The 24,795-nt window shown below is 69.0% G+C and carries 23 protein-coding genes, 1 tRNA gene and 1 pseudogene; 11 read left to right on the forward strand and 14 right to left on the reverse strand.

The window, feature by feature from the left end; genetic code table 11:
• Positions 1-4 precede the first annotated feature (4 nt).
• From lolA to ACO07H_RS11110, 3 genes are read left to right on the forward strand one after another with little or no spacing between them, the layout of a single operon-like run.
• Positions 5-610 carry an outer membrane lipoprotein chaperone LolA gene (gene lolA / locus ACO07H_RS11100; protein ID WP_422014035.1) on the forward strand — a complete coding sequence of 202 codons (606 nt, stop codon included), beginning with the start codon at positions 5-7 and terminating at the stop codon, positions 608-610.
• Between the two features lie 7 nt (positions 611-617).
• Positions 618-1,931, forward strand: a complete 1,314-nt coding sequence (locus ACO07H_RS11105; protein WP_422014037.1) for a replication-associated recombination protein A — start codon at positions 618-620, stop codon at positions 1,929-1,931.
• Positions 1,909-2,829: an amino acid ABC transporter substrate-binding protein gene (locus ACO07H_RS11110; RefSeq protein ID WP_422014039.1), complete on the forward strand. Its 921-nt coding sequence runs from the start codon at positions 1,909-1,911 to the stop codon at positions 2,827-2,829. The genes ACO07H_RS11105 and ACO07H_RS11110 overlap by 23 nt, the downstream gene beginning before the upstream one ends.
• On the opposite strand, the gene ACO07H_RS11115 is transcribed toward ACO07H_RS11110, so the two are convergent.
• Complete coding sequence (locus tag ACO07H_RS11115) at positions 2,826-4,166, reverse strand: sigma-54-dependent transcriptional regulator (RefSeq protein ID WP_422014041.1); 1,341 nt, start codon at positions 4,164-4,166, stop codon at positions 2,826-2,828. The two genes, ACO07H_RS11110 and ACO07H_RS11115, sit on opposite strands and share 4 nt — an antisense overlap.
• Positions 4,159-5,994, reverse strand: coding sequence for a sensor histidine kinase (locus ACO07H_RS11120; protein ID WP_422014043.1), 1,836 nt, complete (start codon positions 5,992-5,994; stop codon positions 4,159-4,161). The genes ACO07H_RS11115 and ACO07H_RS11120 overlap by 8 nt, the downstream gene beginning before the upstream one ends.
• A 369-nt stretch (positions 5,995-6,363) precedes the next feature.
• Here ACO07H_RS11120 and ACO07H_RS11125 point away from each other — a divergent pair, with 369 nt between their 5' ends.
• The 4 genes from ACO07H_RS11125 to ACO07H_RS11140 are packed head-to-tail and all read left to right on the forward strand — an operon-like array spanning position 6,364 to position 9,914.
• Positions 6,364-7,287 (forward strand): branched-chain amino acid ABC transporter permease, encoded by a 924-nt coding sequence (locus tag ACO07H_RS11125; RefSeq protein ID WP_422014045.1) that lies wholly within the window; start codon positions 6,364-6,366, stop codon positions 7,285-7,287.
• 11 nt (positions 7,288-7,298) lie between these two features.
• The gene (locus ACO07H_RS11130) at positions 7,299-8,378 is read left to right on the forward strand and encodes a branched-chain amino acid ABC transporter permease (RefSeq protein ID WP_422014047.1); all 1,080 of its coding nucleotides are present in this window, start codon (positions 7,299-7,301) and stop codon (positions 8,376-8,378) included.
• Positions 8,379-8,391: 13 nt separating this feature from the next.
• Positions 8,392-9,177: an ABC transporter ATP-binding protein gene (locus ACO07H_RS11135; RefSeq protein ID WP_422014049.1), complete on the forward strand. Its 786-nt coding sequence runs from the start codon at positions 8,392-8,394 to the stop codon at positions 9,175-9,177.
• A gap of 14 nt (positions 9,178-9,191) precedes the next feature.
• A complete protein-coding gene (locus ACO07H_RS11140) occupies positions 9,192-9,914 on the forward strand; it encodes an ABC transporter ATP-binding protein (RefSeq protein WP_422014051.1) in 723 nt (240 codons plus the stop codon).
• A gap of 65 nt (positions 9,915-9,979) precedes the next feature.
• Here ACO07H_RS11140 and ACO07H_RS11145 read toward each other — a convergent pair whose 3' ends face one another.
• The 3 genes from ACO07H_RS11145 to ACO07H_RS11155 all read right to left on the reverse strand — a co-directional run bounded on the left by ACO07H_RS11145 (position 9,980) and on the right by ACO07H_RS11155 (position 13,044).
• Positions 9,980-11,035 (reverse strand): Leu/Phe/Val dehydrogenase, encoded by a 1,056-nt coding sequence (locus ACO07H_RS11145; RefSeq protein ID WP_422014053.1) that lies wholly within the window; start codon positions 11,033-11,035, stop codon positions 9,980-9,982.
• Positions 11,036-11,118: 83 nt separating this feature from the next.
• The gene (locus ACO07H_RS11150) at positions 11,119-11,847 is read right to left on the reverse strand and encodes a 2OG-Fe dioxygenase family protein (RefSeq protein ID WP_422014055.1); all 729 of its coding nucleotides are present in this window, start codon (positions 11,845-11,847) and stop codon (positions 11,119-11,121) included.
• 174 nt (positions 11,848-12,021) lie between these two features.
• Positions 12,022-13,044, reverse strand: coding sequence for a CDP-6-deoxy-delta-3,4-glucoseen reductase (locus ACO07H_RS11155; RefSeq protein ID WP_422014057.1), 1,023 nt, complete (start codon positions 13,042-13,044; stop codon positions 12,022-12,024).
• 68 nt (positions 13,045-13,112) lie between these two features.
• On the opposite strand from ACO07H_RS11155, the gene ACO07H_RS11160 reads away from it, so the two are divergent.
• Positions 13,113-13,979 (forward strand): NAD-dependent epimerase/dehydratase family protein, encoded by an 867-nt coding sequence (locus ACO07H_RS11160; RefSeq protein WP_422014059.1) that lies wholly within the window; start codon positions 13,113-13,115, stop codon positions 13,977-13,979.
• A gap of 168 nt (positions 13,980-14,147) precedes the next feature.
• On the opposite strand, the gene ACO07H_RS11165 is transcribed toward ACO07H_RS11160, so the two are convergent.
• The 4 genes from ACO07H_RS11165 to ACO07H_RS11180 form a co-directional block, all read right to left on the reverse strand.
• A complete protein-coding gene (locus ACO07H_RS11165; RefSeq protein ID WP_422014061.1) occupies positions 14,148-14,777 on the reverse strand; it encodes an ROK family protein in 630 nt (209 codons plus the stop codon).
• A gap of 7 nt (positions 14,778-14,784) precedes the next feature.
• Positions 14,785-15,366 carry a rhomboid family intramembrane serine protease gene (locus ACO07H_RS11170; RefSeq protein ID WP_422014063.1) on the reverse strand — a complete coding sequence of 194 codons (582 nt, stop codon included), beginning with the start codon at positions 15,364-15,366 and terminating at the stop codon, positions 14,785-14,787.
• A 175-nt stretch (positions 15,367-15,541) separates the two neighbouring features.
• Entirely contained in the window at positions 15,542-16,351 is an 810-nt protein-coding gene (locus ACO07H_RS11175; protein ID WP_422014065.1) for a hypothetical protein, read from the reverse strand.
• A gap of 314 nt (positions 16,352-16,665) precedes the next feature.
• On the reverse strand, positions 16,666-17,073 hold the full coding sequence (locus ACO07H_RS11180) for a LysR substrate-binding domain-containing protein (RefSeq protein WP_422018631.1): 408 nt from the start codon (positions 17,071-17,073) through the stop codon (positions 16,666-16,668).
• On the opposite strand from ACO07H_RS11180, the pseudogene ACO07H_RS11185 reads away from it, so the two are divergent.
• Positions 16,963-17,571: pseudogene (locus ACO07H_RS11185) on the forward strand (enolase C-terminal domain-like protein); the annotation flags it as partial. The gene ACO07H_RS11180 and the pseudogene ACO07H_RS11185 overlap by 111 nt on opposite strands.
• Positions 17,572-17,707: 136 nt before the next feature.
• Here ACO07H_RS11185 and ACO07H_RS11190 read toward each other — a convergent pair.
• The 5 genes from ACO07H_RS11190 to ACO07H_RS11210 all read right to left on the reverse strand — a co-directional run bounded on the left by ACO07H_RS11190 (position 17,708) and on the right by ACO07H_RS11210 (position 23,200).
• Positions 17,708-17,783, reverse strand: a tRNA-Ala gene (locus ACO07H_RS11190).
• Positions 17,784-17,831: 48 nt separating this feature from the next.
• Entirely contained in the window at positions 17,832-18,899 is a 1,068-nt protein-coding gene (gene mnmH / locus ACO07H_RS11195) for a tRNA 2-selenouridine(34) synthase MnmH (RefSeq protein WP_422014067.1), read from the reverse strand.
• 28 nt (positions 18,900-18,927) lie between these two features.
• Positions 18,928-21,525 carry a [protein-PII] uridylyltransferase gene (locus ACO07H_RS11200; RefSeq protein ID WP_422014068.1) on the reverse strand — a complete coding sequence of 866 codons (2,598 nt, stop codon included), beginning with the start codon at positions 21,523-21,525 and terminating at the stop codon, positions 18,928-18,930.
• Positions 21,526-21,529: 4 nt separating this feature from the next.
• The gene (gene map, locus ACO07H_RS11205; protein WP_422014069.1) at positions 21,530-22,363 is read right to left on the reverse strand and encodes a type I methionyl aminopeptidase; all 834 of its coding nucleotides are present in this window, start codon (positions 22,361-22,363) and stop codon (positions 21,530-21,532) included.
• A 12-nt stretch (positions 22,364-22,375) separates the two neighbouring features.
• A complete protein-coding gene (locus tag ACO07H_RS11210) occupies positions 22,376-23,200 on the reverse strand; it encodes an undecaprenyl-diphosphate phosphatase (RefSeq protein ID WP_422014070.1) in 825 nt (274 codons plus the stop codon).
• Between the two features lie 125 nt (positions 23,201-23,325).
• Between ACO07H_RS11210 and ACO07H_RS11215 the strand changes: the two genes are divergently transcribed.
• Both ACO07H_RS11215 and ACO07H_RS11220 read left to right on the forward strand, forming a co-directional pair.
• Positions 23,326-23,961 carry a TetR/AcrR family transcriptional regulator gene (locus ACO07H_RS11215; protein WP_422014072.1) on the forward strand — a complete coding sequence of 212 codons (636 nt, stop codon included), beginning with the start codon at positions 23,326-23,328 and terminating at the stop codon, positions 23,959-23,961.
• Between the two features lie 53 nt (positions 23,962-24,014).
• Positions 24,015-24,668 carry a protein-L-isoaspartate O-methyltransferase family protein gene (locus tag ACO07H_RS11220; protein WP_422014074.1) on the forward strand — a complete coding sequence of 218 codons (654 nt, stop codon included), beginning with the start codon at positions 24,015-24,017 and terminating at the stop codon, positions 24,666-24,668.
• Positions 24,669-24,795 lie beyond the last annotated feature (127 nt).

The following is a 24,795-nucleotide window of genomic DNA, read 5'->3' on the forward strand; positions in this document are numbered from 1 at the left end:
ACGCATGAAGCAGATCCTCATCGCCCTGACCCTGTGCGCGGCCGGCCTGGTGCACGCCGACGCCGTCGACGCGCTGCGCGATTTCGGCCGCGACGTGAAGAGCGGCAAGGCCAACTTCACGCAGACGGTCACGTCGCCTGACGGCAAGCGCAAGAAGGTGTCTTCCGGCAGCTTCGAGTTCCAGCGCCCCAACCAGTTCCGCTTCGCCTATGCCAAGCCGTTCGAGCAGGTCATCGTGGCCGATGGCAGCAAGGTGTGGATCTATGACGCCGACCTGAACCAGGCCAGCTCGCGCAAGCTGTCCGATGCGCTGGGCGCCACGCCGGCCTCGCTGCTGGCGGGCAACAACCTGGAGCGTGACTTCACGCTGAAGGCCTTGCCCGGTGAAGGCGGGCTGGACTGGGTGCAGGCCGTGGCCCGGCAGTCCGAATCGACGCTGCAGTCGCTCAAGCTCGGCTTCAAGGGCAGGGAGCTGGCGGCCATGGAGATCGTCGACGGCTTCGGCCAGCGTTCGCGGCTGGACTTCACCGCCGTGCAGGCCAACGCCGCCGTGCCGGCCGAGCGCTTCCAGTTCAAGCTGCCGGCCGGCGCGGACCTGATCGAGCAGTGACCCGGCCGTGAGCAACGCGTCGCTCTTCGACGCCGACCCGGCCGCGCTGGGCGGCGTGCCGCTGGCGGAGCGCCTGCGGCCCAGGACGCTGGACGAGGTCATCGGCCAGCGCCACCTGCTGGGCCCCGGCATGCCGCTGCGCGCGGCCTTCGATGCCGGCCGCCTGCAGAGCATGATCCTGTGGGGCCCGCCGGGTGTCGGCAAGACGACGCTGGCGCGGCTGATGGCCGGCGCCTTCGACGCGCAGTTCATCCCGATCAGCGCCGTGCTGGGCGGCGTGAAGGACATCCGCGAGGCGGTCGACCGCGCGCAGATCGCCGCGCAGCAGGGCCGTCGCACGGTCGTCTTCGTGGACGAAGTGCACCGCTTCAACAAGGCGCAGCAGGATGCCTTCCTGCCGCACGTCGAATCGGGCCTGTTCACCTTCATCGGTGCGACGACCGAGAACCCGAGCTTCGAGGTGAACTCGGCGCTGCTGTCGCGCGCGCAGGTGCAGGTGCTCAAGAGCCTGGACGCGCAGGCGCTGGGCCAGCTCATCGCACGTGGTGCGCAGGAGCTGGGCATCCAGCCGCCCACACAGGAGGCGGCCGACCGCCTCACCGGCTATGCCGACGGCGATGCGCGGCGGCTGCTGAACGCGCTGGAGTCTGCTGCGGCGCTGGCCAATGGCCAGCTCATCGACGAAGCGCTGCTGGAGCGCACGCTCGGCGAGCAACTGCGCCGCTACGACAAGGGCGGGGACCAGTTCTACGACGTCATCAGCGCGCTGCACAAGTCCGTGCGCGGCAGCCACCCGGACGGCGCGCTGTACTGGTTTGCGCGCATGCTGGATGGCGGCGTCGATGCGCGCTACATCGCGCGCCGCCTGATCCGCATGGCCAGCGAGGACATCGGCCTGGCCGACCCGCGCGCGCTGCGCATCACGCTGGACGCCGCCGAGGCCTACGAGCGCCTGGGCTCGCCCGAAGGCGAGCTGGCGCTGGCCGAGGCGGTCGTCTTCCTGGCCGTGGCGCCCAAGTCCAACGCGGTCTACAAGGCGTTCAACGCCGTCAAGGCCTTCATCAAGCAGGACCAGTCCCGCCCCGTGCCCGAGCACCTGCGCAACGCGCCCACGCGGCTGATGAAGGACCTCGGCTACGGCAAGGCCTACCGCTATGCGCACGACGAGCCCGGCGGCTATGCGGCCGGCGAGCAATACCTGCCGGACGGGCTGGACGGCCAGCGCTGGTACGAGCCGGTGCCGCGCGGCCTGGAACAGCGCATCGGCGACAAGTTGGCCGAACTGCGCCGGCTGGACGATGAAGCGGCTGCCCAGGGCTAGCGCCGCGCTGCTGGCGCTGTGGCTGGGCTTCATTGCCGCGCACGCCGCGCACGCCGCCGATGGCCCGACGCTCGCCCGCGTGAAGAGCACCGGTGTCATCGTCATCGGCTACCGGCCGGCGTCGCTGCCGTTTTCGTACCTGGACGCGCAACTGCGCCCCACCGGCTACACCGTCGAGCTGTGCGACCGCATCGTCGCCGCCGTGCGCAGCAAGCTGCAGCTGCCGGACCTGGAGGTGCGCCGCGTGGAGGTGGCCTCCGCCACGCGCATGCCGCTCGTCATCAACGGCACGCTGGACCTGGAGTGCGGCATCACGACGAACACCGCCGAGCGTGCGCGCCACCAGGCCTTCTCGCTGACCATCTTCGTCGCCGAGACGCGGCTGATGACGCGCTCCAGAGAGCGGGTGCAGGGCCTCGCCGACCTGCGCGGCCAGACCGTGGCCACGACCATCGGCACCACCAGCATCCAGCACCTCGCGAAGGTCAACGAGCAGCAGGCCCTGGGCATCCGCATCCTTGGTGGCCTGGACGACCCCGAGGGCTTCCAGATGCTGCGCAGTGGCCGCGCGTCGGCCTTCCTGATGGACGACGTGCTGCTGCGCAGCCTGCTCGCGCAGCAGGGGCCGGGCGCGGACGATTACCGCATCTCCGACCAGGCGCTGACGGTGGAGCCCTACGCCATCGGCCTGCGCAAGAACGACCCGCAATTCAAGGCGCTGGTCGACGAGGTGCTGGCGGGCCTGTACCGCAGCGGCGAGATCCACGCCATCTACCGCCGCTGGTTCGAGTCACCGCTGCCGTCGCAGGGCCTGAACCTCAAGCTGCCGATGAGCGCGGCCTTCCGCCGCGTGATCGCGAACCCGACGGATTCGCCCGACCCCGAGAAGTACCGCTAGCGAAAGTCGTCCAGCACGATGCCGTGCCGGTTCAGCTTGTCGTACAACGTCTTGCGCGGCGTGCCCAGCAGCTCCATCGCGGCAGGCACCTTGCCCTGGCAGCGGCGCAGCGCCTGCTCGATCAACGTCTTCTCGATGAGGTCCATCTGCCGCGCCAGGTTCAGCGCGGGCAGGGCCTGCAGCGCGGCCTGCGGGTCCAGATCGTCCAGCGCCAGTACGAAGCGGTCCGCTGCGTTGCGGATCTCGCGCACGTTGCCGGGCCAGTCATGCGCCATCAGCTCGCGCAGCTTCTCGGGCGTCAGCTCCGGCGCCGCGCGCTCGTAGCGGGCGCAGGCCTGGGCGACGAAGTGCTCGAACAGCAGCGGGATGTCCTCGCGGCGCTCGCGCAGCGGCGGGATGAGCAGCGTCGCGATGTTGAGGCGGTAGTAGAGGTCGCTGCGGAACTCGCCTTTGGCCGACTGCTCCTTCAGGTCGGACTTGCTGGCGGCGATGAAGCGCACGTTGACCGGCAGTTCCTCGTTGGAGCCCAGCCGCTCGATGCGGCGCTCCTGCAGCACGCGCAGCAGCTTGATCTGCAGCGCGATGGGCATGGTCTCGATCTCGTCCAGCAGCAGCGTGCCGCCGTTGGCGTGCTCGATCTTGCCGATGCGCCGCTTGGCGGCCGACGTGAAGGAGCCCGGTTCGTGGCCGAACAGCTCGCTCTCGAACAGCGCCTCCGGCAGGCCGCCGCAGTTGATGGCGACGAAGTGGCGGTCGCGGCGCCGGCTCTGGTCGTGCAGGCAGCGGGCCACGAGCTCCTTGCCGGTGCCGGTCTCGCCGACGATGAGCACGTCGGCCGATGTGCCGGCCAGGTTCAGCACCTGGCGGCGCAGGTGCTGCATGGCCGGTGACTGCCCCAGCAGCGCGGCCTCGATGCCGCTGGCGCGCTGCAGCTGCACGCGCAGTTCGTCGGCCGAATGGCGCAGCGTGCGCAGGTCCAGCGCACGGCGCGCCACGTCCACCAGCCGCTCGGGGGCGAAGGGCTTCTCGATGAAGTCGTAAGCGCCAGCGCGCATGGCCTGCACGGCCATGGTCACGTCGCCGTGGGCGGTGATGAGGATGGTGGGAATGCCCGGGTCCGTGGCCTGCACGTGCGCCAGCAGCGCGCGGCCGTCCATGCCGGGCAGGCGCACGTCGGTGACGACGACGACGGGCGCGCCGGGCTGGATGTGGGGCAGGGCGTCCTCGGCGCTGCGGCAGGGCACGACGGCCAGGCCTTCCAGCTCCAGCGTCTGCGTGAGGCTGACCCGCACCGGCAGGTCGTCCTCGACGAACACGACCTTGTAACCTTCAAACATCGTGGCTCTCCGCTGTCGTCGCCCAAGTCTCGACGGTGAGGTCGAACTCGAAACTCATGCCTCGTTCGTCGCCTGGCAGGCGCTGGGCGCGCAGCGTGCCACCGAACTCGTGCACGATCTTGGCCGAGATCACGAGGCCCAGCCCCAACCCTTCGCCGGCCGGCTTGGTCGTGAAGAAGGGCTCGAAGAGGTGGGACATCTCGGCCTCGCTGACACCCGCGCCGCTGTCCTGCACCTTGACGAGCACGCGCCGGCCCTCCTCCTGCGGCAGGGCCTGCACGCGCAACCGCCGCGTGGCCTCGTGCTGCATCGCATCCAGCGCGTTGCCGATGAGGTTGACGAGCACCTGCTCCAGCCGGTTGGCCTCGGCGCGCACGCGCAGGCCCGGCGCGATGTCCACATCGGCCTGCACACCCAGCGCGCGGCTGCGGTGCTCCAGCAGCAGCAGCGCGTTGCGCACGCTGTCCAGCAGCGACTGGCTGCCGGTGACCTGCTCGTCGGCCTTGCGCGCGAAGCTCTTCAGCTGGCGCGTGATCTGGCTCATGCGCTCCACCATGTCGTCCATGATCTGCAGGTTGGCGGCCACGGCGTCCTGGCGGCCGGCCTCCAGCAGGCGCATCGAGTTGCGCGCCAGCGCCCGCAGCGCGGTGAGCGGCTGGTTGACCTCGTGCGACAGGCCCGCCGACATCTGGCCCAGCACGGCCAGCTTGCTGGCCTGCAGCAGCTCGCCCTCGGTCTGCAGGCGCTGGGCGATCTGCAGCTTCAGCGCCTCGTTGGTCTGGCGCAGCTCGGCCGTGCGGCTGTCCACGAGCTGCTCCAGCTGCCCGTGCGCCTGCTGCAGCGCGGTCTGGGCGTTGGTGAGCTGGCGCAGTGCGCGCCGGCGCGACGACAGGTACAGCACCAGCAGCCCGACGCTGGCGCCAAAGGCCGCACCGCCCCACGCGGCGAGCTGGGCACGCTGCCGCACCTCGGTCAGGTCGGACAGCGCCACCAGCCGCAGCCCCAGCGGCACGAGCTGGCGTTGCTGCGCCAGCATGGGCCTGGCCCCGGCGGCATGGGGCAGCGGCAGCCTCACCTGCTGGCCCTGGTGCACCTCCAGCGACGCCGGCAGGTCCAGGTCCGGCCCGATGGCCTGCGGGTAGCGCGCGCTGGCCTGCAAAGCCTGGCGGCGCGACGGATCGGCGTGGTCCAGCACCGCGTACTTCCAGGCCTGCACCGAGCTCATGATGACGACATCCTGGTCGTCGGCGACGAGGATGCGTTCGCCTTGCGACCGCAGGCCCATGTCCACCCAGGTGGCCTCCAGCGGCGCGAGGTTGAAGCGCACGACGATGACACCCAGCAACGCCTGGGCCTGGCGCAGCGGGTGCAGCAGGTAGAAGTCCGTGCTGCCGGTGGCCGGGTCGGCGGCGAAGAAGTGGCTGCGGCCCTGGGCCAGCGCCTCGCGCAGCCGTGCCGGCGGCGCCAGTGGCTCGCTGGCCGACAAGACCTGACCCTGGGCATCGGCCACGAAGATCTGGTGCGTGCCAGCGCGCACGTTAACGCGGGCCAGCATCTGGCTCACGGCGTTGCGGCGGCTTTCGTCCTGCGGCGCCTGCAGCAGCGACTGCAGCGTGGGGTCGATGGCCAGCAGGCTGGGCAGCGAGGCATGCCGGCCCAGTTCGGCCGCGAGGTTGGTGGCATAGAGCTCCAGCCGCTCGGTGCTCAGCGCCGACAGCTGCTCGCGGCCGCTGCGTTCACTCAGGCGGTGCGCGAGCGCGAAGCCCAGCACCATCAGCAGGCCCGTGAGGAACAGATGGAATCCGGGCCGGCCCAGCAACAGGAACAAGCGCACCGCGGAGGAGCGCGTGCGTGACGGAAGCGGCGAAGAGGAATGCACAAACATGGCGAACGGGCCGCGTAGTTTGCCCATGGCGTGCGGCGCTGCGCAGGCCGGACCGCTGTTTTTTCGGTGGTGGCGAAGAACCGCCCGGCGCGCGGTGCGGTTTGTGCGGATTTCCGCCCAGTCCGGCGGGCGCCAAACTGGCATCCTGCGGCCCCGATGAGCCAGGTCGGGGGGTTCTGGCAGTCAACGGCTCGCTACCGTCGGTGAATACCCTTGAAACCCGGCTGCATATGCAGTTTTGGCACGAGGGTTGCGATTTAACGCAGGTCGCATGGCGCATGCTGTGCCCAACAAAGCTAAAGAGGGCCCCTCATGGAGACTCTGATTCAACAGATCATCAACGGCTTGGTGCTGGGGAGCATGTATGCCCTCGTCGCACTGGGCTACACGATGGTCTACGGCATCATCAACCTCATCAATTTCGCGCACGGCGAGATCCTGATGGTCGGCGCGATGGTGAGCTGGACGGTGGTGTCGGCGCTGGCCGATTCGGGCCTGCCGGGCTGGGCGCTGATGCTCGTGGGCCTGGCCTGCGCGGTGGTCGTCTGCGCGGTGCTGAACTACTCGGTCGAGAAGATCGCCTACCGGCCGCTGCGCAACGCGCCGCGGCTGGCGCCGCTGATCACCGCCATGGGCATGTCGCTGCTGCTGCAGGTGCTGGCGATGATCATCTGGAAGCCCAACCCCAAGCCCTTCCCATTGCTGCTGCCGACGACGCCCATCGACCTGGGCGGGCCGGTCATCACGGTCACGCAGTGCCTGATCCTGGGCCTGACCGTCTGCATCCTCGCGGCGCTGATGTACCTGGTGAACTACACGCGGCTGGGCCGCGCGATGCGCGCCACCGCCGAGAACCCGCGCGTGGCCGGCCTGATGGGCGTGAAGCCGGACTTCATCATCTCCACCACCTTCGTCATCGGCGCCGCGCTGGCCGCGGTGGCCGGCCTGATGTGGGCCGCCAACTACGGCACCGTGCAGCACACGATGGGCTTCATGCCCGGGCTGAAGGCCTTCACGGCGGCCGTGCTGGGCGGCATCGGCAACCTGGCCGGCGCGGTGGTGGGCGGCGTGCTGCTGGGCCTCATCGAGGCCATCGGCGCAGGCTACCTGGGCGACCTGACCGGCGGCGTGCTGGGCAGCCACTACGCCGACATCTTCGCCTTCGTGGCGCTCATCCTCGTGCTGACGCTGCGGCCTTCGGGCCTGCTTGGCGAACGTGTGGCAGACCGCGCCTGAGGAGACAAGACATGCAAGCCAAGAAACTCATCACCTTCCTCGCCTGCGCCATCGGTCTACTGGTCGTGCCGCTGTTCGCGCAGCAGCTCGGCAACGGCCCCGTGCGCATCATCGACCTGGCGCTGCTGTACGTGCTGCTGGCGCTGGGCCTGAACATCGTCGTGGGCTATGCCGGCCTGCTGGACCTGGGCTACGTGGCCTTCTACGCGGTCGGCGCCTACATGTTCGCGCTGCTGGCCAGCCCGCACCTGAGCGAGAACTTCGAGGCCTTCCAGGCCGCGTTCCCCACGGGCCTGCACTCGCCGCTCTGGCTGGTCATCCCGGCGGCGGCGCTGCTGGCGGCGTTCTTCGGCGTGATGCTGGGCGCGCCAACGCTGAAGCTGCGCGGCGACTACCTCGCCATCGTCACGCTGGGCTTCGGCGAAATCATCCGCGTGTTCCTGAACAACCTGGAATACCCGCTCAACATCACCAACGGCCCGCGCGGCATCGGCCAGATCGACTCGTTCCGCATCTTCGGCGTGGACCTCGGCAAGTCGCTGCAGATCGGCGACTACACGCTGCCGTCGGTGACGCTGTACTACTACCTGTTCCTCGCGCTCGTGGTGGCGGGCGTGGTGATCTGCTATCGCCTGGAGAACTCCCGCATCGGCCGCGCCTGGATGGCCATTCGCGAGGACGAGATCGCCGCCAAGGCCATGGGCATCAACACCCGCAACCTGAAGCTGCTGGCCTTCGGCATGGGCGCCACCTTCGGCGGTGTGTCGGGCGCAATGTTCGCGAGCTTCCAGGGCTTCGTGTCCCCCGAGTCCTTCAGCCTGCAGGAGTCGGTCATGATCGTCGCGATGGTCGTGCTGGGCGGCATCGGCCACATCCCGGGCGTCATCCTGGGCGCGCTGATGCTGTCGGCCCTGCCCGAGGTGCTGCGCTACGTCGCCGGCCCGCTGCAGCAGATGACTGACGGCCGCCTGGACGCCTCCATCCTGCGCCAGCTGCTGGTGGCGCTGGCCATGATCGGCATCATGCTGGCCCGCCCGCGCGGCCTGTGGCCCGCGCCCGAGCACGGCAAGTCGGCTCCGGCAGCCAAGTGAGGGAAGGCACACCATGACCACTCACGACAACATCGTTCTCAACGTCAGCGGCGCGTCCAAGCGCTTCGGCGGCGTGCAGGCCCTGTCCGACGTCGGCATCCAGATCCAGCGCGGCCAGGTCTACGGCCTGATCGGCCCCAACGGCGCCGGCAAGACGACCTTCTTCAACGTCATCACCGGGCTTTACGTGCCGGACGGCGGCAGCTTTGCGCTGGGCGGCACGCCCTACGCGCCGCAGGCGGTGCATCAGGTCGCCAAGGCCGGCATCGCGCGCACCTTCCAGAACATCCGCCTGTTCGCCGACATGACGGCGCTGGAGAACGTCATGGTGGGGCGACACGTCCGCACCAAGTCCGGCCTGTTCGGCGCCGTGTTCCGCACGCCCAAGTTCAAGGCCGAGGAGGCCGCCATCAAGGCGCGCGCCCAGGAACTGCTGGACTACGTCGGCATCGGCAAGTACGCCGAGTTCAAGGCCCGCACGCTGAGCTACGGCGACCAGCGCCGGCTGGAGATTGCGCGGGCGCTGGCGACCGACCCTCAGCTCATCGCGCTGGACGAGCCCGCCGCCGGCATGAACGCGACCGAGAAGGTCGTGCTGCGCGAGCTGATCGACCGCATCCGCAAGGACGGCCGCACCATCCTGCTCATCGAGCACGACGTGAAGCTGGTCATGGGCCTGTGCGACCGTGTGACGGTGCTGGACTACGGCAAGCAGATCGCCGAGGGCACGCCGGCCGAGGTGCAGAACAACGAGAAGGTCATCGAGGCCTACCTGGGCGCTGGCCACAAGCCCCACTGAGAGGGAAGAAGAACATGGCACAACCAAATCAAACCCTGCTCAAGGTCAGCGACCTGAAGGTCGCCTACGGCGGCATCCAGGCCGTCAAGGGCGTCAGCTTCGAGGTGCGCGAGGGCGAACTGGTGTCGCTGATCGGCGCCAACGGCGCCGGCAAGACGACGACGCTGAAGGCCATCACCGGCCTGCAGCCGGTGGCCGCCGGCAGCGTCGAGTACCTGGGCAAGGCCATCAAGGGCCAGGGCGCCTGGGACCTGGCCAAGCAAGGCCTGGTGATGGTGCCCGAGGGCCGCGGCACGTTCACGCGCATGACCATCATCGAGAACCTGCAGATGGGCGCCTACAACCGCAAGGACGGCGAGATCCAGGCCGACATGGACAAGGTCTTCGGCCTGTTCCCGCGGCTGAAGGAGCGCGCCAAGCAGCTCGCCGGCACGATGTCCGGCGGTGAGCAGCAGATGCTGGCCATGGGCCGCGCGCTGATGGCGCGCCCCAAGGTGCTGCTGCTGGACGAGCCGTCCATGGGGCTGTCGCCCATCATGGTGGACAAGATCTTCGAGGTCGTGAACGACATCCACAAGCAGGGCGTGACCGTGCTGCTCGTCGAGCAGAACGCCAGCCGCGCGCTGCAGCTCGCCAACCGCGGCTACGTGATGGAGTCCGGCGAGGTGACGATGGAGGGCGAGGGCAGCGCGTTGCTGAACGACCCCAAGGTTCGCGCCGCATATCTGGGCGAATAAGCGCGCGAGCGCCCATAAAAAACGCCCGGCGGTGCCGGGCGTTTTGCTTTGGAGTCGCAAGAGGTTCAACCCAGGCGAACGAGCTTGGAACGCGCCCAGTCGTCAGCCACGCGGGCCGGCGTGGAATCGGCCGTCTGCACGCGCTGCAGCAGCTCGTCGACCCGCTCGGCGATCTTGCTGACTTCGGCCATCACCTTGGCCTCTTCGCCCTCGCCGCGATACTCGCGGGCCACGCTGATGATGCCGCCGGCATTCACGAGGTAGTCCGGCAGGTAGCAGATGCCGCGGCGCTGCAGCGCGTCGCCGTCGCCAGCGGTGGCGAGTTGGTTGTTGGCGGCGCCGGCAATCAGCTTGGCGCGCACGGTGGGCACGGTCTGCTCGTTCAGCGAGGCGCCCAGCGCGCAGGGCGCCAGCACGTCGACGTCGGCCGCCAGGATCTCCGCGACGTTCGCGGGCACCGCACCGAACTGCGCGATGGCGCGTTCGACCTTGGCCTGGTCTACGTCGGCCACCACCAGCCTGGCGCCGGCCTGGTGCAGGAACTCGGCCAGGTGCCAGCCCACGGCGCCCAGGCCCTGCAGCGCGACGCGCACGCCGTCCAGCGAGGTGCGGCCCAGCACGAGGCGCGCGCCGGCCTGGATGGCCACGAACACGCCCCAGGCCGTCTTCGGGCTGGGGTCGCCGCCGAAAGCGCCTTCGCGCGGGATGCCGCTGACGAAGGACGTCTCGGCCTGCATGCCGCGCATGTCGGCGGTGGTGGTGCCCACGTCCTCGGCGGTGATGTAGGCGCCGTTCAACGACTGCACGGCGCGGCCGAAGGCGGCGAACAGCGCAGCGCGGTCGAACTGGCCTTGCGGCTTCAAGATCACGGCCTTACCGCCGCCGAAGGGCAGGTCGGCCAGCGCGTTCTTCAGGCTCATGCCTTGCGACAGGCGCAGCGCGTCGTTCAGCGCGGCGCCTTCGGATTCGTAATGCCACAGCCGGCAGCCGCCGAAGGCGGGGCCGCGTGCGGTGCTGTGCACGGCCAGGATGGCCTTGAGGCCGGTGGCCGGGTCGGTGGCGAGCAGCACGCGCTCGTGGGCGGCTTGCTCGGGCAGGCCGAAGAGGGAAGTCGGGTTCATGTCGGTCAGGCGCTTGTGGCGCGGCAGTGAAAGAGAAACGGCCGCGCTTGTGGCGCGGCCGTTCGGGATTCTACGGAGCCGCGTCAGGGGCCCTGGAAGCCGCCGCTTCGCAAGGTGATGACCAAGGTATCGCGCCAGCCGCGCTCGCCGCTGGCCAGCGGCTGGATGGGCGTGGTTTCGTGGATGACGCGCTCGTCGTCCAGCAGCAGCGTGGTCCACGGCAGGGTCATCGTGAAGCGCTGGCCCGCCGGGCCATGCGCGTCGAACACGCGGGACTCGCCGCCCTTGATGCCGTGCCGGCCCACGAACAGCACAGCCACGAGGTCCACGCCGTCGCGGTGCGCACCCTCGGGCGTGGGGCGGCCGATGCCGTCGCTGGTGTCGATGCGGAAGGGGTGGGCCTCGATGAACCAGCGCTGCTCACCCTTCAGGGCCGACGCGACCCGGGCCAGACCCAGCAGCAGCGCCTTCCAAGCGGGCGACTCGCTCATCTCCGGCGCCAGCGGCACGAACCAGCGCTGGATGCCGCCGTGCAGTGCGTTGTAGTCCAGGGGCTGCCAGTGGGCGCGGTGGGCGCTGAGCGTCAGCGTGTCGCCGTCTGCCACGAAGCAGCCGTGGCGGCGGAAGCGGTAGCGGCCGCCATCGCGCAGGTAGCCGTCGGGCGGCAGGTCGTTCCAGCAGGACTTGAGCGCGTCGAGTTCGGCCGCCGACACGCCCAGCACGCCCAGCGAGGTCGGCGCCACCACGGCCTCGCCATCGCGCCTGAGCGCATCGACGATCTCGGTGGGCGCGGTCCAGGGGGGTTCGAACATCTCAGGTGTCCATTCCGCAGTTGGTGTTGACGGGCCGAGCGCCGGGCCGCTCCCAAGCCGGCCCGCCATGGCGATGTGCTCGCGGCTCAAAGCCGCGGGCATCGCCGTCCCCTCGGGGGACCGACCAGACACGCCCGCGTTCAGCGAAGCGAGCCTGGGCGAGGGGTCGACGCTTCATGCGTGCTTGTCGGCTTCGGACGTGAACGCGTCGGCGTAGAACTCTTCGGCCGGCAGGTTGCACTGCGACACGAAATCGCGCTGCGCCGACTCGACCATGATGGGTGCGCCGCAGGCATAGACCTGATGGCCCGCCATGCCGGGCAGGTCTTCCATGACCGCGCGGTGGACGAAGCCGGTGCGACCCGTCCAGCCCTCGTCGGGCTCGGACAGCACGGGCACGTAGGTCAGCTGCGGCCACTCGGCAGCGACCTGCGCGGCCCAGCCGTTCAGGTACAGGTCGGCCTGTTTGCGAGCGCCCCAGTACAACACCATGGGGCGCGTGGCGCCGATGTGGCGGGCGCGCTCGATGATGGCCTTGATGGGCGCGAAGCCGGTACCGCTGGCCAGCAGCACGATGGGTTTGTCGCTGTCCTCGCGCAGGAAGAAGCTGCCGAACGGGCCTTCCATGCGCAGGATGTCCTTCTCCTTGAGCGCGCCGAACACATGGTCGGTGAACTTGCCGCCGGGCATGTGGCGGATGTGCAGTTCGATCTGGCCGGGCAGCGCGTGCGGCGCGTTGGCCATCGAGTAGCTGCGGCGCACGCCGTCGCGCAGGATGAACTCGACGTACTGGCCGGCGCGGAACTGGAAGTTCTGGTTGGCCGCGAGCTGCATCGTCAGCACGGCGACATCGGAGGCCGGCCGGGCGATGGCGGCCACGCGCGTCGGCAGCTTCAGCACCGGGAACTCGCCGGCGCCGGGCACCGTGCGCGCCTCGACGACGCAGTCCGTCTGCGGTCGCGCGCAGCAGGTCAGCACGTAGCCGGCGGCTTCCTCTTCGGTGGACAGTGCCTTGGGCTGGTGGCTGCCGTGCACGACCGTGCCTTCGAGCAGCTTGCTCTTGCAGGAGCCACAGGCGCCGTCCTTGCAGCCGTAGGGCAGGCCCACGCCGTTGCGGATGGCGGCGGCGAGCAGGGTGTCGTCGCCCTCGGTCGTGTAGACGCGGCCGGCGGGCTGGATGGTGATCTGATGACTCATGCGCTCAAAAAGCAAGCGGCCCCGCTGCAGAGTCCGGGGCCGTAGACTGGCCGCCATTTTGCCCGACCATGACATCACCCCCACGATTGCTGATCATCGGCTGCGGCGACGTCGGCCTGCGTGTGCTGAAGCTGCTGGCCGGGCGCTGGCGCGTGTTCGCGCTGACCTCGTCGCCTGCGCGGGCCTCGGCGCTGCGGCAGGCGGGCGCCGTGCCGCTGCTGGGCAACCTGGACCAGCCCGCGACGCTGGGCCGCCTGGCCGGGCTGGCTGACCTGGTGCTGCACCTCGCCCCGCCAGCCTTGGCGGGCGCCACGGACGAGCGCACGCGGCACCTGCTGGCGGCGCTCGCCCGCCACCCGCCCACGGCGCTGGTCTACGTGAGCACCACCGGCGTCTACGGCGACTGCGGCGGTGACCGCATCGACGAGACGCGTGCGGTGAACCCTGCGACGGACCGGGCGCGCCGCCGTGTCCATGCCGAGTCGCAGCTGCGCACCTTCGGCCGCCGCCACGGCGTGCGCGCGGGCATCCTGCGCGTGCCCGGCATCTACGCGAGCGACCGCGAGGGCGGCCACCCGCGCGAGCGGCTGGCGCGCGGCACGCCCGTGCTGCGCCGCGAGGACGATGTGTTCACCAACCACATCCACGCGGACGACCTGGCGCAAGCCTGCCTGCTCGCCTTGCTGCGCGGCCGGCCGCAGCGCGTCGTGAATGCCTGCGATGACAGCGAGTTGCTGATGGGCGACTACTTCGACCTGGCGGCCGACCTGGCCGGGCTGCCGCGGCCCGAGCGCATCACGCGCGCCCAGGCCGCCGAGCGCATGAGCCCGATGCAGCTGAGCTTCTGGAGCGAATCGCGCCGGCTGGCCAACAAGCGGCTCAGGCGCGAGCTGCGGCTGAGCCTGCGCTACCCGACGCCGCGAGAAGGGCTGTAGCGGCCCGCGCCGCGCCCCGCGCGACGAGGCGCTTGCCATCGGCCACGCGTTCCAAGCGGCAGCCCGCCCACAGCGGCGGCAGCGCAAAGGCCTCGGCCTGGGCCAGCGCCTCGGGCCACAAGCCGTCGAACTCCAGCGTGCCGCCACCGACGACCAGGCGGCCCGGGTTCAGCACGTTGATGAGCCAGGCCAGCGCCCAGCCCAGCCCAGGTGACGGCCCGCGTCGCGCACGGCGGCATGGGCGTTCGCGTCGCCGGCCGCCAGCGCGGCGGCCAGGTCGGCGGCTTCGAGGCCGGTGCGGGCCAGCAGCGCGCGGCCACCGGCCAGGTCGTTCAGCAGGCGCGGGCCGTCGGGCGTCGGCACGGGCGCGTGGCCCAACTCGCCGGCAAAACCGCCCGCACCCTGCAGCCGCCGGCCCTGGGTCACGAACGCCGCGCCCAGACAACTGCCGACCATGACCATGCCGGCCGTTTCAAACTCGCCCGTGGCGGGCAGTGCTTCGGCGAGTGCCGCGTCCACGTCGTTGAGCAGCGTGACCGGCACGCCGAACGACGGCAGCCAGCCGTTGAGCCCGGGCAGCACGTGGGACAGCACGACGCGGTGCCCGTCCACCAGGCCCGGCACGGCGATGCCGAGGGCGCGCACGGGCGTTGCCTGGCGGTCGATGAAGCTGCGGATCAGCCGTTGTGCGTTGTCAGCATTGAAGGCCAGGCCGGTCGCCGCGGATTGCTCGCCGTCAGCGCTGAGCAGGTGGATGCCGGTGCCGCCGATGTCGACGCCGATGACGCCGGGCGTCATCAGGCGGTCAGCCGCGACGGCGCGGCGAGCGCCAGTGGCGGATCAGTAGCCACGCGCCCAGCATGCCGCCCAGGTGGGCGAAATGGGCCACGCCGCTGCCGCCATTGAAGCCCAGGATCAGCTCCAGGCCACCGTAGATGGCGACGAAGACCTTGGCCTTCATCGGGATGGGCGGGATCAGCGGCACGATGATGCGGTTGGGGAACAGCATGCCGAAGGACAGCAGCAGGCCGAACAGCGCCCCGGAGGCGCCGACCGTCGGCGAGTTGGAGCCGATCACGAACGTGAACGCCAGTTGCACGGCCGCGGCGCTCAGCGTGCTGGCCAGCAGCATCTGCGTGTAGCGCCGCGGGCCCCAGACCCGTTCCAGCTCGCCGCCGAACATCCACAGGCCCAGCATGTTGAACAGCAGGTGCGTGAAGTTGGCGTGCAGGAAGGCGTAGCTCAGCAACTGCCACGGCAGGAACGCGCCAGATTGCACCGGCCACAGCTCGAACCAGAAGGCCAGCGCGGGGAACAGTTCGAAGAAACAGAAGGCACCAACGCAAGCCAGCAGGAAGGCTCTGGTGACGGGAGGCAACGGGGGCATGTGGCGCGGCTGTGCGCCCGGCGAGGGCGTCTGCACCGGAGGGGCCGATGCTTGCCAATCGAGTGTATGCCAGGGGTTTGCCATTGCGCCCGTTGCCCGACTTGGGCTTGGCACGTTCGGCTTTTTCTCGGCCCTTCAGTCTTGACCGGGTGTCCAGAACGCCCGGCGACAGGGTTCAGGGTTTTGCTTCGCAGCTGTGCATCAACCACAGTTCTGTCGGGCTGGTTTTGCCATCTTCGCGCTGAACCAGTTTCGCGGTGAGGGTCGGCAGAGGGCAGCCCAGTTTGGCAAACGTGTCCTGGGCAATGCTTGCGACCTTGGCCGCGGCCGCACGTTCGAAGTCCGTGTTGGCGAAATAGCGGACCTCGTTGGTTTGATTCTTGTTGATACGCTGGGCGCCCGGCGCATTGAAGCCGCTGGCGTTGAGGGCCTGCAGCAGTGGCTTGATGGTCGCGTCCCGGTTCAACGATCCCGCAAACTGCACAAAGACAATCGGCTTGGACGCTTGCGTCAGCTCATCCTTGAGGGCTTGCTTGCCCTTGCCAGGCGCCGCAGGCGACAGTTGCTGAGAGCCGTCGTTGATGTGTCTGACGGTCGTCTGCAATCGAGAGTATTCGTCCGCCAGAAGCGCCTTGCGCGCATCGAGATCAGTGAGCTCCTTCTGCTTCTCTTCGATCTCTGCCGATCGTCTATGGAGCTCAGTCGTCTGCATGGCCAGTTTGTTGGCCTGATCGGTGAGTTCGGCGTTCTTCGCGACCAGCTTCTCGCGCGTGTCGATCAGATCGAGCTGCGCCTTGATCGCCCCGCTACCCACTGCCCAGGACGCGGCGACGATCCCCAGCACAGCGACCGACAGCTTGGCCAGAGACTCGAAGGTCAGGCCTCGCAGCTGGCGGATTTCGCGCTGCAGCTTCTCACGCTGGAGCTCCTTGATCTGATCGTCCAGCGATTTTGCGGGATCGTTCGGCGAAGTCTCTACACCCACACAGCCTCCACGAGCGGCACGTCTGCCAGAGTACGAGGCCGCGTTTTAGGTTCTCTCAGGGTGGCGCGCATCCCTACTATTGCGGTTGAGTCTGCGCTCGTGAGCTCTGAAACGACCGCCGGCAAGGTTATGCGGCGCCTGTCGTGTCGGCAGCCAAGTTATGCCAACGAGGTGCCAGGCTAGCTGTGGTTCTGCCCCCGCTTCGGCTCATGCATGCCTATGTAGATTGGGCGAGCTCGACCTGCGCTCGCAGCGGCATGAACGGAGGACAGGTAAGCCTTTCTACCGGCGCCGCCCGTCGAACTGCACGGCCTTCAACACCAAGAAAAACGCCGGCGATGGTTGGCGCCGGCTCGGGTAGTAGAGGTGGTAGCCGGCGAACGGAGGGCACCAATCCTCGACACGCGCACGAGGCGCCCCTCGTCGATCTGTGAACCCAGTTCGTCCTCCGGCAACAGGGCAACACCGGCACCAGCCAGCGCGGCATCGACCTGAGGCGGGGCGGTATTGAAGATCAAGGGACCGTCCACGCGGACATTGACCTGCTTGCCCTTCTTGGCGAAGTCCCAGACGTACAGCCCGCCTGACGTGGGCATGCGCTGGTTGATGCAGCGATGCATCATCAGGTCGTGCGGAGTCTTCGGGACTGGGTTCACTGCGAAGTAGCCTGGCGAGGCTACGACAGCCATGCGCAGTGGCGGCCCAATGGGCACGGCGATCATGTCCTTGTCGATGGTGTTGCCGAGGCGAACGCCAGCATCAAAGCGGTCAGCCAGCTGCGTTGGATCGGGCCCGACAAGGGCGCCATGCACCTGGCCACCGGCGCGGTGGTGAACGCCGTGTGGGACCTTTGGGCCAAGTCGGTCGGCAAGCCCTTATGGCGCCTGGTGGCTGATATGAGCCCGGCGGAACTGGTGCGTTGCATCGACTTCCGTTACATCACCGACTGCATCACGCCCGAACAGGCGCTGGCCCTGCTGCGCAAGCGCGCTGAAGGCAAGGCTGCGTGTGCGCAGACATTGCTGACCGAAGGCTACCCCTGCTACACGACGTCGGTGGGCTGTGACGACGAGAAGCTGCGCCACCTGTGCCAAGAGGCGGTAGACGCAGGCTTCAACCACATCAAGCTCAAGGTCGGCCGGGACCGGGCCGACGACGTCCGCCGCCTGCGCATCGCACGCGAGGTGCTGGGTCCCGATCGACAACTGATGATCGATGCAAAACCAGGTGTGAGAAGTCTGAAGGGGCTTGGACGTACATCTCGGCGCACGAACTTGGATATGGAGTTGGACATCCCATCTGAGTTGACCGCGCCAAAAAGAAAAGTCCTTGAAGATCAAGGCCTTAGGGCACGTTTGGTGGAGAGGAGGAGGATCGAACTCCCGACCTCCGCATTGCGAACGCGGCGCTCTCCCAGCTGAGCTACCCCCCCACTTGCGCTGGAAGTATAGGCCGGCATCGGTGTGGGTTGCAGACCGGGTCAAACCCTGCTGGCATGCTGCTCCATGAGCTCGCGAGCAACCAGCCGGACGCACGCTGGCGAACCGTTGGCAAGCGTCAGCTCGCGGGCGTGCGCGAGCGCCGGGAAATATCCCCGCAGTGATCGTTCGTAACCTGGGTCGTAGTGCTCGCGCATCAGCTCGGCGAACACGCCGGCCCAGTCGCCCGCATGGGCGCGGGACTGCCAGTCGGTCACGCGCGCACGGCCGCGCAGTTCGATGAGGCCGTCCAGCGCGCGGCAGAAGCCGTCGGGGTCGGCGCTGAAGTGGGCATAGTCCTGCAGCAGCAGCGCCACGCGTTCGGCCTCGGGCATGGCGATCCAGATGCAGTCGCCGTGGCTGCGCATTGCGCCCAGCAGCGCTTCGGTCACGGTGATGCGGCCGATCTTGCGGCTCTCGCTCTCGACGAACACCGGCCGCGCGGTGTCCAGCGCGCGCAGCGCGGCCCACAGCGCGCTGTCGAAGGACTTCTGGGTGGGCTGAGCGGAGCCGGGCAGGGCGCCGAGCACGGAGCCGCGGTGGGCAGCCAGTGCTTCGAGGTCCAGCACCTGGGCGCCTTCGGCGGCCAAGGCGTGCAGCAGCCGCGTCTTGCCGCTGCCGGTGCGGCCGCACAGCACCTGCCAGTTGAAACGCGCGGGCCAGGCGTCGAGGTCGTCGCGCACCTGCGTGCGGTAGGCCTTGTAGCCGCCCACGAGCTGGCGTGATCGAAAGCCGATCTGGCCGAGAAACCAGTGCAGCGACAGCGACCGCTGCCCGCCGCGCCAGCAGTAGACGAGTGGGCGCCAGGTCTTGCCCTTGTCGCCGGTGCGCTCGTCCAGCAGCCGCGACACGTTGCGCGCAACGAGCGATGCGCCCAGTCGCCGCGCGGCCAGCGGGTCTTGCGCGTAGAGCGTGCCGACGATGCGGCGCTCGTCGTCGTCCAGCACCGGCCAGTTCTCGGCGCCGGGGATGTGGTCTTCGGCGAATTCCGCAGGCGAGCGCACGTCGAGGATGGCGTCGAAGCGGCCCAACTGGGCGCTCGCGTCCGCGATGCCGATGGTGTAGTTCATGCGCGCGCCCCTGTCTGCCGTGCGGCGATCATGCGGGCAGCGACACCGCGTCCAGCAGCTCGCTCTCGATCTGCAACTGCGCCTTGTTCTGCTGCAGCGCCGGGCCGTCGAGCAGGAAGGTGTCTTCCACGCGCTCGCCCAGCGTCGAGATCTTGGCGAGCTGCAGGTTGATGCCGTGGCGCGCCAGCACGCGGGCGATGGCGTAGAGCAGGCCGGCGCGGTCGCTGGTGGAGATGGTCAGCAGCCAGGCGGTGGCGCGCTCGTCGGGGCGCAGCGAGATCCGTGGCGAATAGGGGAAGCTCTTGACGCGGCGCGACAGGCGCCCGCGCCTGGGCTCAGGCAGCGGGCCGTCGGCCTGCAGCGCGATGGACAGTTTCTGCTCCACCAGCGGCACCAGGTCGCGGTGGTGCACGTCGGCCTCCGGGCGGATGACCTGGAAGGTGTCGAGCGCGTAGCCGTCGCGCGTGGTGTGGACCTTGGCGTCCAGGATGCTGAAGCCCGCGCCGTCGAAGTAGCCGCAGATGCGGGCGAACAGGTCGGGCTGGTCGGGCGCGTAGACCAGCACCTGCAGCCCCTCGCCGATGGGCGAGGGGCGGGCGCGCACGACGGGCACCGGGCTCTCGACATGGCGCCACAGCGAGCGCGCGTGCCAGGCGAGTTCGGCGCCGTCGTGCCGCGCGAAGTAGCTCAGCGCCAGCTTCTTCCACAGCGGCTCCTCGGTGCCGGGCAGCTGCGAGTGCAGGGCCAGGTCTTGCCGGGCCTCCTGCTTGCGCGCCTCGATCTCGGCGTCGACGTTGATCTTGGCGCCACCCAGCGCCCGCAGCGTGATGCGGTACAGATCCTCCAGCAGCTTGCCCTTCCAGGCGTTCCAGACCTTGGGGCTGGTGCCGCGGATGTCGGCCACCGTCAGCAGGTACAGCGCCGTGAGGTGGCGCACGTCCCCCACCTTGGCGGCGAAGGCGGCGATGACGTCGGGGTCGGACAGGTCCTCCTTCTGCGCCACGCGGGACATCGTCAGGTGGTGTTCCACGAGGAAGACGCACATGGCCGTGTCGGCGGCATTCATCCCGTGCTGGCGGCAGAAGCGCCGCACCTCGGTGGCGCCCAGTTCGGAGTGGTCGCCGCCGCGGCCCTTGGCCACGTCGTGGAACAGGGCGGCGATGTAGAGCAGCTCGGGCTGCGCCCACTGCGAGGCGAGCTGCGAGCAGAACGGGTACTCGTGCGCGTGCTCCGGCACGAAGAAGCGGCGCACGTTGCGCAGCACCATCAGGATGTGCTGGTCCACCGTGTAGACGTGGAACAGGTCATGCTGCATCTGCCCGACGATGGCGCGGAACACCCACAGGTAGCGGCCCAGCACGGACGTCTGGTTCATGAGCCGGAACGCATGCGTCTGACCTTCCGGCGCACGCAGCATGGTCATGAAGGTGGCGCGGTTGACCGGGTCGCGCCGCCAGGCCGTGTCCATCAGGCCGCGCGCGTTGTACAGCGCCCGCAGCGTGCGCGCCGAAAAGCCCTTGATGCCGGGCGTCTGCTGGTAGATGAGGAAGGTGCGCAGGATGGCGTGCGGGTCGCGCTGGTAAAGGTCGTCGCTGGCGACCTCCAGCATGCGGCCGCGGTCCAGGAAGTCCGGCTGGCCTTCGATCTCGCGCAGCAGGTTCTGCTGCGAGCCGTTGATCTGCTCCTCCAGGTTCAGCAGCAGGATCTGGTGCAGCTGCGTGACGGCCTTGGCAGCCCAGTAGTAGCGCCGCATCAGCACCTCGGACGCGCGCTGGGCGACGGTGCTCTTGAAGCCGAAGCTCTGCGCCACCGCCGTCTGCAGGTCGAACACCAGCCGGTCTTCGCGCCGGCCGGCGATCGCATGCAGCCGCGCGCGGATCAGCCGCAGCTGCCCCTCGTTGCGCTGCAGCTGGCGGCTCTCGAACGGGGTGATGAGGCCGCGCGCGCTCAAGGCCTTCCAGGTCTTGCCCAGGCCCGCCGCGCGCGCGATCCAGATCAGCATCTGCAGGTCGCGCAGGCCGCCGGGGCTTTCCTTGCAGTTGGGCTCCAGCGCATAGGGCGTGTCATCGAACTTGGTGTGGCGCTGCAGCATCTCCAGCGTCTTGGCGCGGAAGAAGGCCTTGGCGTCCATGGCCTGCATGAAGCGCCTGGCCATCAGCTTGAACAGCTTCGCGTCGCCGGCCAGCGGGCGCGCTTCGAGCAGCGCGGTCTGTACCGTCACGTCGCCCTGCGATTCGGACAGGCATTCGCCCAGCGTGCGCACCGAGGAGCCGATCTCCAGCCCGACATCCCAGCAGGACGTGATGAAGCCCTCGATGGCCGTCTTGACGGCGCCAGGCACATGGGCCTCGACGCCGTCGGGCAGCAGCACGAGGACGTCCACGTCGGAGTGCGGGTAAAGCTCGCCGCGGCCGTAGCCGCCCACGGCCGCCAGGCACGCGCCCGCAGGCATGCCGTTCTGCTCTGCCTGCACCCAAAGGCCGCGCAGCGTGTCGTCGACATGGCGGGCGAGCCGGCGCAGCAGCGTCAGCGCGCCGGCCTGCGTGGGCCGCGCGGCGAGGAAGTCGTCGATGAGCGTCTGCTTGCCGGCCTTGAACTGCTGGCGGAGCTCGGCGAGCGTTGCCACGGCCTCAGGCCGCAGTGGTGGCAGGGGCCGCCGCCGTCTGCGTGATGAACGCCGGCGGCGGCGGGCTGCCGGCCGACAGCGTCATCACCTCGTAGCCGGTGTCGGTGACGAGGATGGTGTGCTCCCACTGCGCGGACAGCGACCGGTCCTTGGTGACGATGGTCCAGCCATCGCCCAGCTCCTTGATCTCGCGCCGGCCGGCGTTGATCATGGGCTCGATGGTGAACATCATGCCGGGCACCAGTTCGTCCAGCGTGCCGGGGCGGCCGTAGTGCAGCACCTGCGGCTCCTCGTGGAAGACCTGGCCGATGCCGTGGCCGCAGAACTCGCGCACGATGGAAAAGCCCGCGTTCTCGGCGAAGGTCTGGATGGCGTGGCCGATGTCGCCCAGGCGCGCGCCTGGCCTGACCTTGGCGATGCCCTTCCACATGGCTTCGTACGTGAACGCGCACAGCCGCCTGGCGGCGATGGAGCCCTCGCCGACGACGAACATGCGGCTGGTGTCGCCGTGCCAGCCGTCCTTGATGACGGTGACGTCGATGTTGACGATGTCGCCGTTCTTCAGCGGCTTGTCGTTCGGGATGCCGTGGCAGACCTGCGCGTTGACCGACGTGCAGATCGACTTGGGGTAGGGGATGTAGCCCGGCGGGCAGTAGTTCAGCGGTGCGGGGATGGCCTGCTGCACGTGGACGATGTGGTCGTGCGCGAGCCGGTCCAGCTCGTTGGTGGTGACGCCCGGCTTGACGTGCGCCGTGAGCATGTCCAGGACTTCGGACGCCAGGCGTCCGGCGATGCGCATACCCTCGACATCGGCTGCGGTCTTGATCGTGATGGCCATGCCCGAATTATCTCAGTCCGCCCAGATGACCGTACCCGTCGCCCAGGTGATGAGCACGACGATGCCGAAGGCGATGCGGTACCAGGCGAACGGCACGAAGGTGTGGCTGGACACGTAGCGCAGCAGCCAGCGCACGCACGCCCAGGCGGCCAGGAAGCTGACGACGAAGCCGACGATGAACATCGGCGCATCGGCCATGGACAGGGCGTGGCGCTCCTTCCACATGCTGTAGCCGCCGGCCGCCACCAGCGTCGGGATGGCCAGGAAGAAGGAGAAGTCGGTCGCCGCCTTGCGCGACAGGCCCAGCAGCATGCCGCCGATGATGGTGGCGCCCGAGCGGCTGGTGCCGGGGATCATGCCCAGGCACTGCACCAGGCCGACCTTGAGCGCGTCCAGCGGGCTCATGTCGTCCACGCTCTGCACGCGGGGCACCGGCTGGGAGCGCTTCTCGGCCCACAGGATGATGAGCGCGCCGACGATGAAGGCGCCGGCCACCACCGGCGCGTTGAACAGATGCGCCTTGATCATCTTGTAGACCGTCAGGCCCACGAGCGCGGCCGGCAGGAAGCCGATGAACACGTTCGCCACGAAGCGGCGCTGCTTCTCGCTGTGGCCGATGCCCATCAGCGCCTCGCGCAGGCGGGCCCAGTAGACGATGAAGACGGCGAGGATCGCGCCGCTCTGGATGGCGATGTCGAACACCTTGGACTTGGCGTCGGTCAGGCCCAGCAGGCTGCCGGTGAGGATGAGATGGCCGGTCGACGAGATCGGCAGGAACTCGGTCAGCCCCTCGACGATGCCCATGATGGCGGCTTTGATCAGCAGGATGACATCCACGAAACGACTCCGGCGCAAACGAGAAAAATGGCGGCGCAGTGTAGCCAGCGGGGTGGGCGCGCGACTTGCGGGGCGCTGGCCGGCCCCGGTACATTACTGACCCTTCGGTCATTAACTTCGCTCCCTTGGCCACCGCCACCCCCCGCCAACGCCGCAAGGACGCCCGCCCGCAGGAGCTGCTGGACGCCGCGCTGGCGCTGTTCGTCGAGAAAGGCTTCGCCGCCACGCGCAGCGAGGAGGTCGCCGCGCGCGCCGGTGTCGCCAAGGGCACGCTGTACCGCTACTACCCGAGCAAGGAAGAGCTGCTCAAGGCCGTCGTGCACGAGAACCTGGGCGTGCACATCGCCGAGTCGGCCGCGCAGGCGGCACAGCACGAAGGCGCCATTGCGTGCCTGCTGCGCGAGATGATGCAGGCCTGGTGGGCCAAGGTCGGCCACGGCAACGCCGGTGTGGTCTGCAAGATCATGATGATCGAGGCGCGTCACTTCCCGGACCTGGCGCAGTTCTACCTGGACGAGGTCGTCACGCCGTCGCAGAACCTGATCGGCGGCCTCATCGAGCGTGGCATCCGCAGCGGCGAATTCCGGGCCGTGCCCGTCGAGGCGACCGTGCACCTGCTGATCGCGCCCATGCTGCACATGCTGCTGCACGAGCACTCGTTCGGCGAGCACGACCTCTGCCACCACAGCATGAGTGCCGAGGAACTGCTGGACGCCCAGATGTCGCTGCTGTTGCACGGCCTGCTCGCCAACCCGGCCTGACCTCCTAGAATTTTGGTTTTTCAGCCTGCCGCACCGCGCCCCCGGAGAACAAGATGAACCTCGAACAAGCCCGCTTCAACATGATCGAGCAGCAGATCCGCCCCTGGGACGTGCTCGACGCCAGCGTGCTGGAGTTGCTGCACGTCGTCCACCGCGAGGATTTCGTGCCCGAGGCGCACCGCATCCAGGCCTTCGTCGACACCGAACTGCCGTTGACGGCCACGCGCCGCATGCTGGCGCCCCGCGTCGAGGCGCGGCTGCTGCAGGAGCTGAAGCTGCAGCGCCACGAGACGGTGCTGGAGATCGGCGCCGCCACCGGCCACCTGGCCGCGCTGCTGGGCCACAAGGCGCAGCGCGTCATCGCGCTGGAGGCCGATGCGGGCCTGGCCGCGCAGGCGCAAGCCAACCTCAAGCGCGCCGGCGTGCTGAACGTGACCGTGCTGAACCAGGATGGCGCTGCCGGCCTGTCGTCCGAGGCGCCGTTCGACGCCATCCTGCTGTCCGGCTCCGTCGCGTTCGTGCCGCAGGTGCTGCTGGACCAGTTGAAGGTGGGCGGCCGCCTGCTGGGCATCGTCGGCGACGAACCGGTGATGCGTGCCGTGCTGGTCACGCGCGTCGGCGCCAGCGATTTCCAGTCCGTCGAGCTGTTCGACACGGTGGCCGGCCGGCTGCCGGGGTTTGCGGAGTCCCCGGCGTTCAGCTTCTGAAGCAGCCCATCGCCTCAAAACGCCGTTTGCCACCGCCCGGCGTGCAGGTCGTCACATGGCTTCAGTCATCGGGGTGCTTTGCCTCTATAACCTCGGCCGCTGCCTAACTCTCCATTCCAGCCAAGGA

Origin of the sequence: Roseateles sp. (assembly GCF_965229315.1) — a bacterium.
GTDB lineage: Bacteria > Pseudomonadota > Gammaproteobacteria > Burkholderiales > Burkholderiaceae_C > Pelomonas.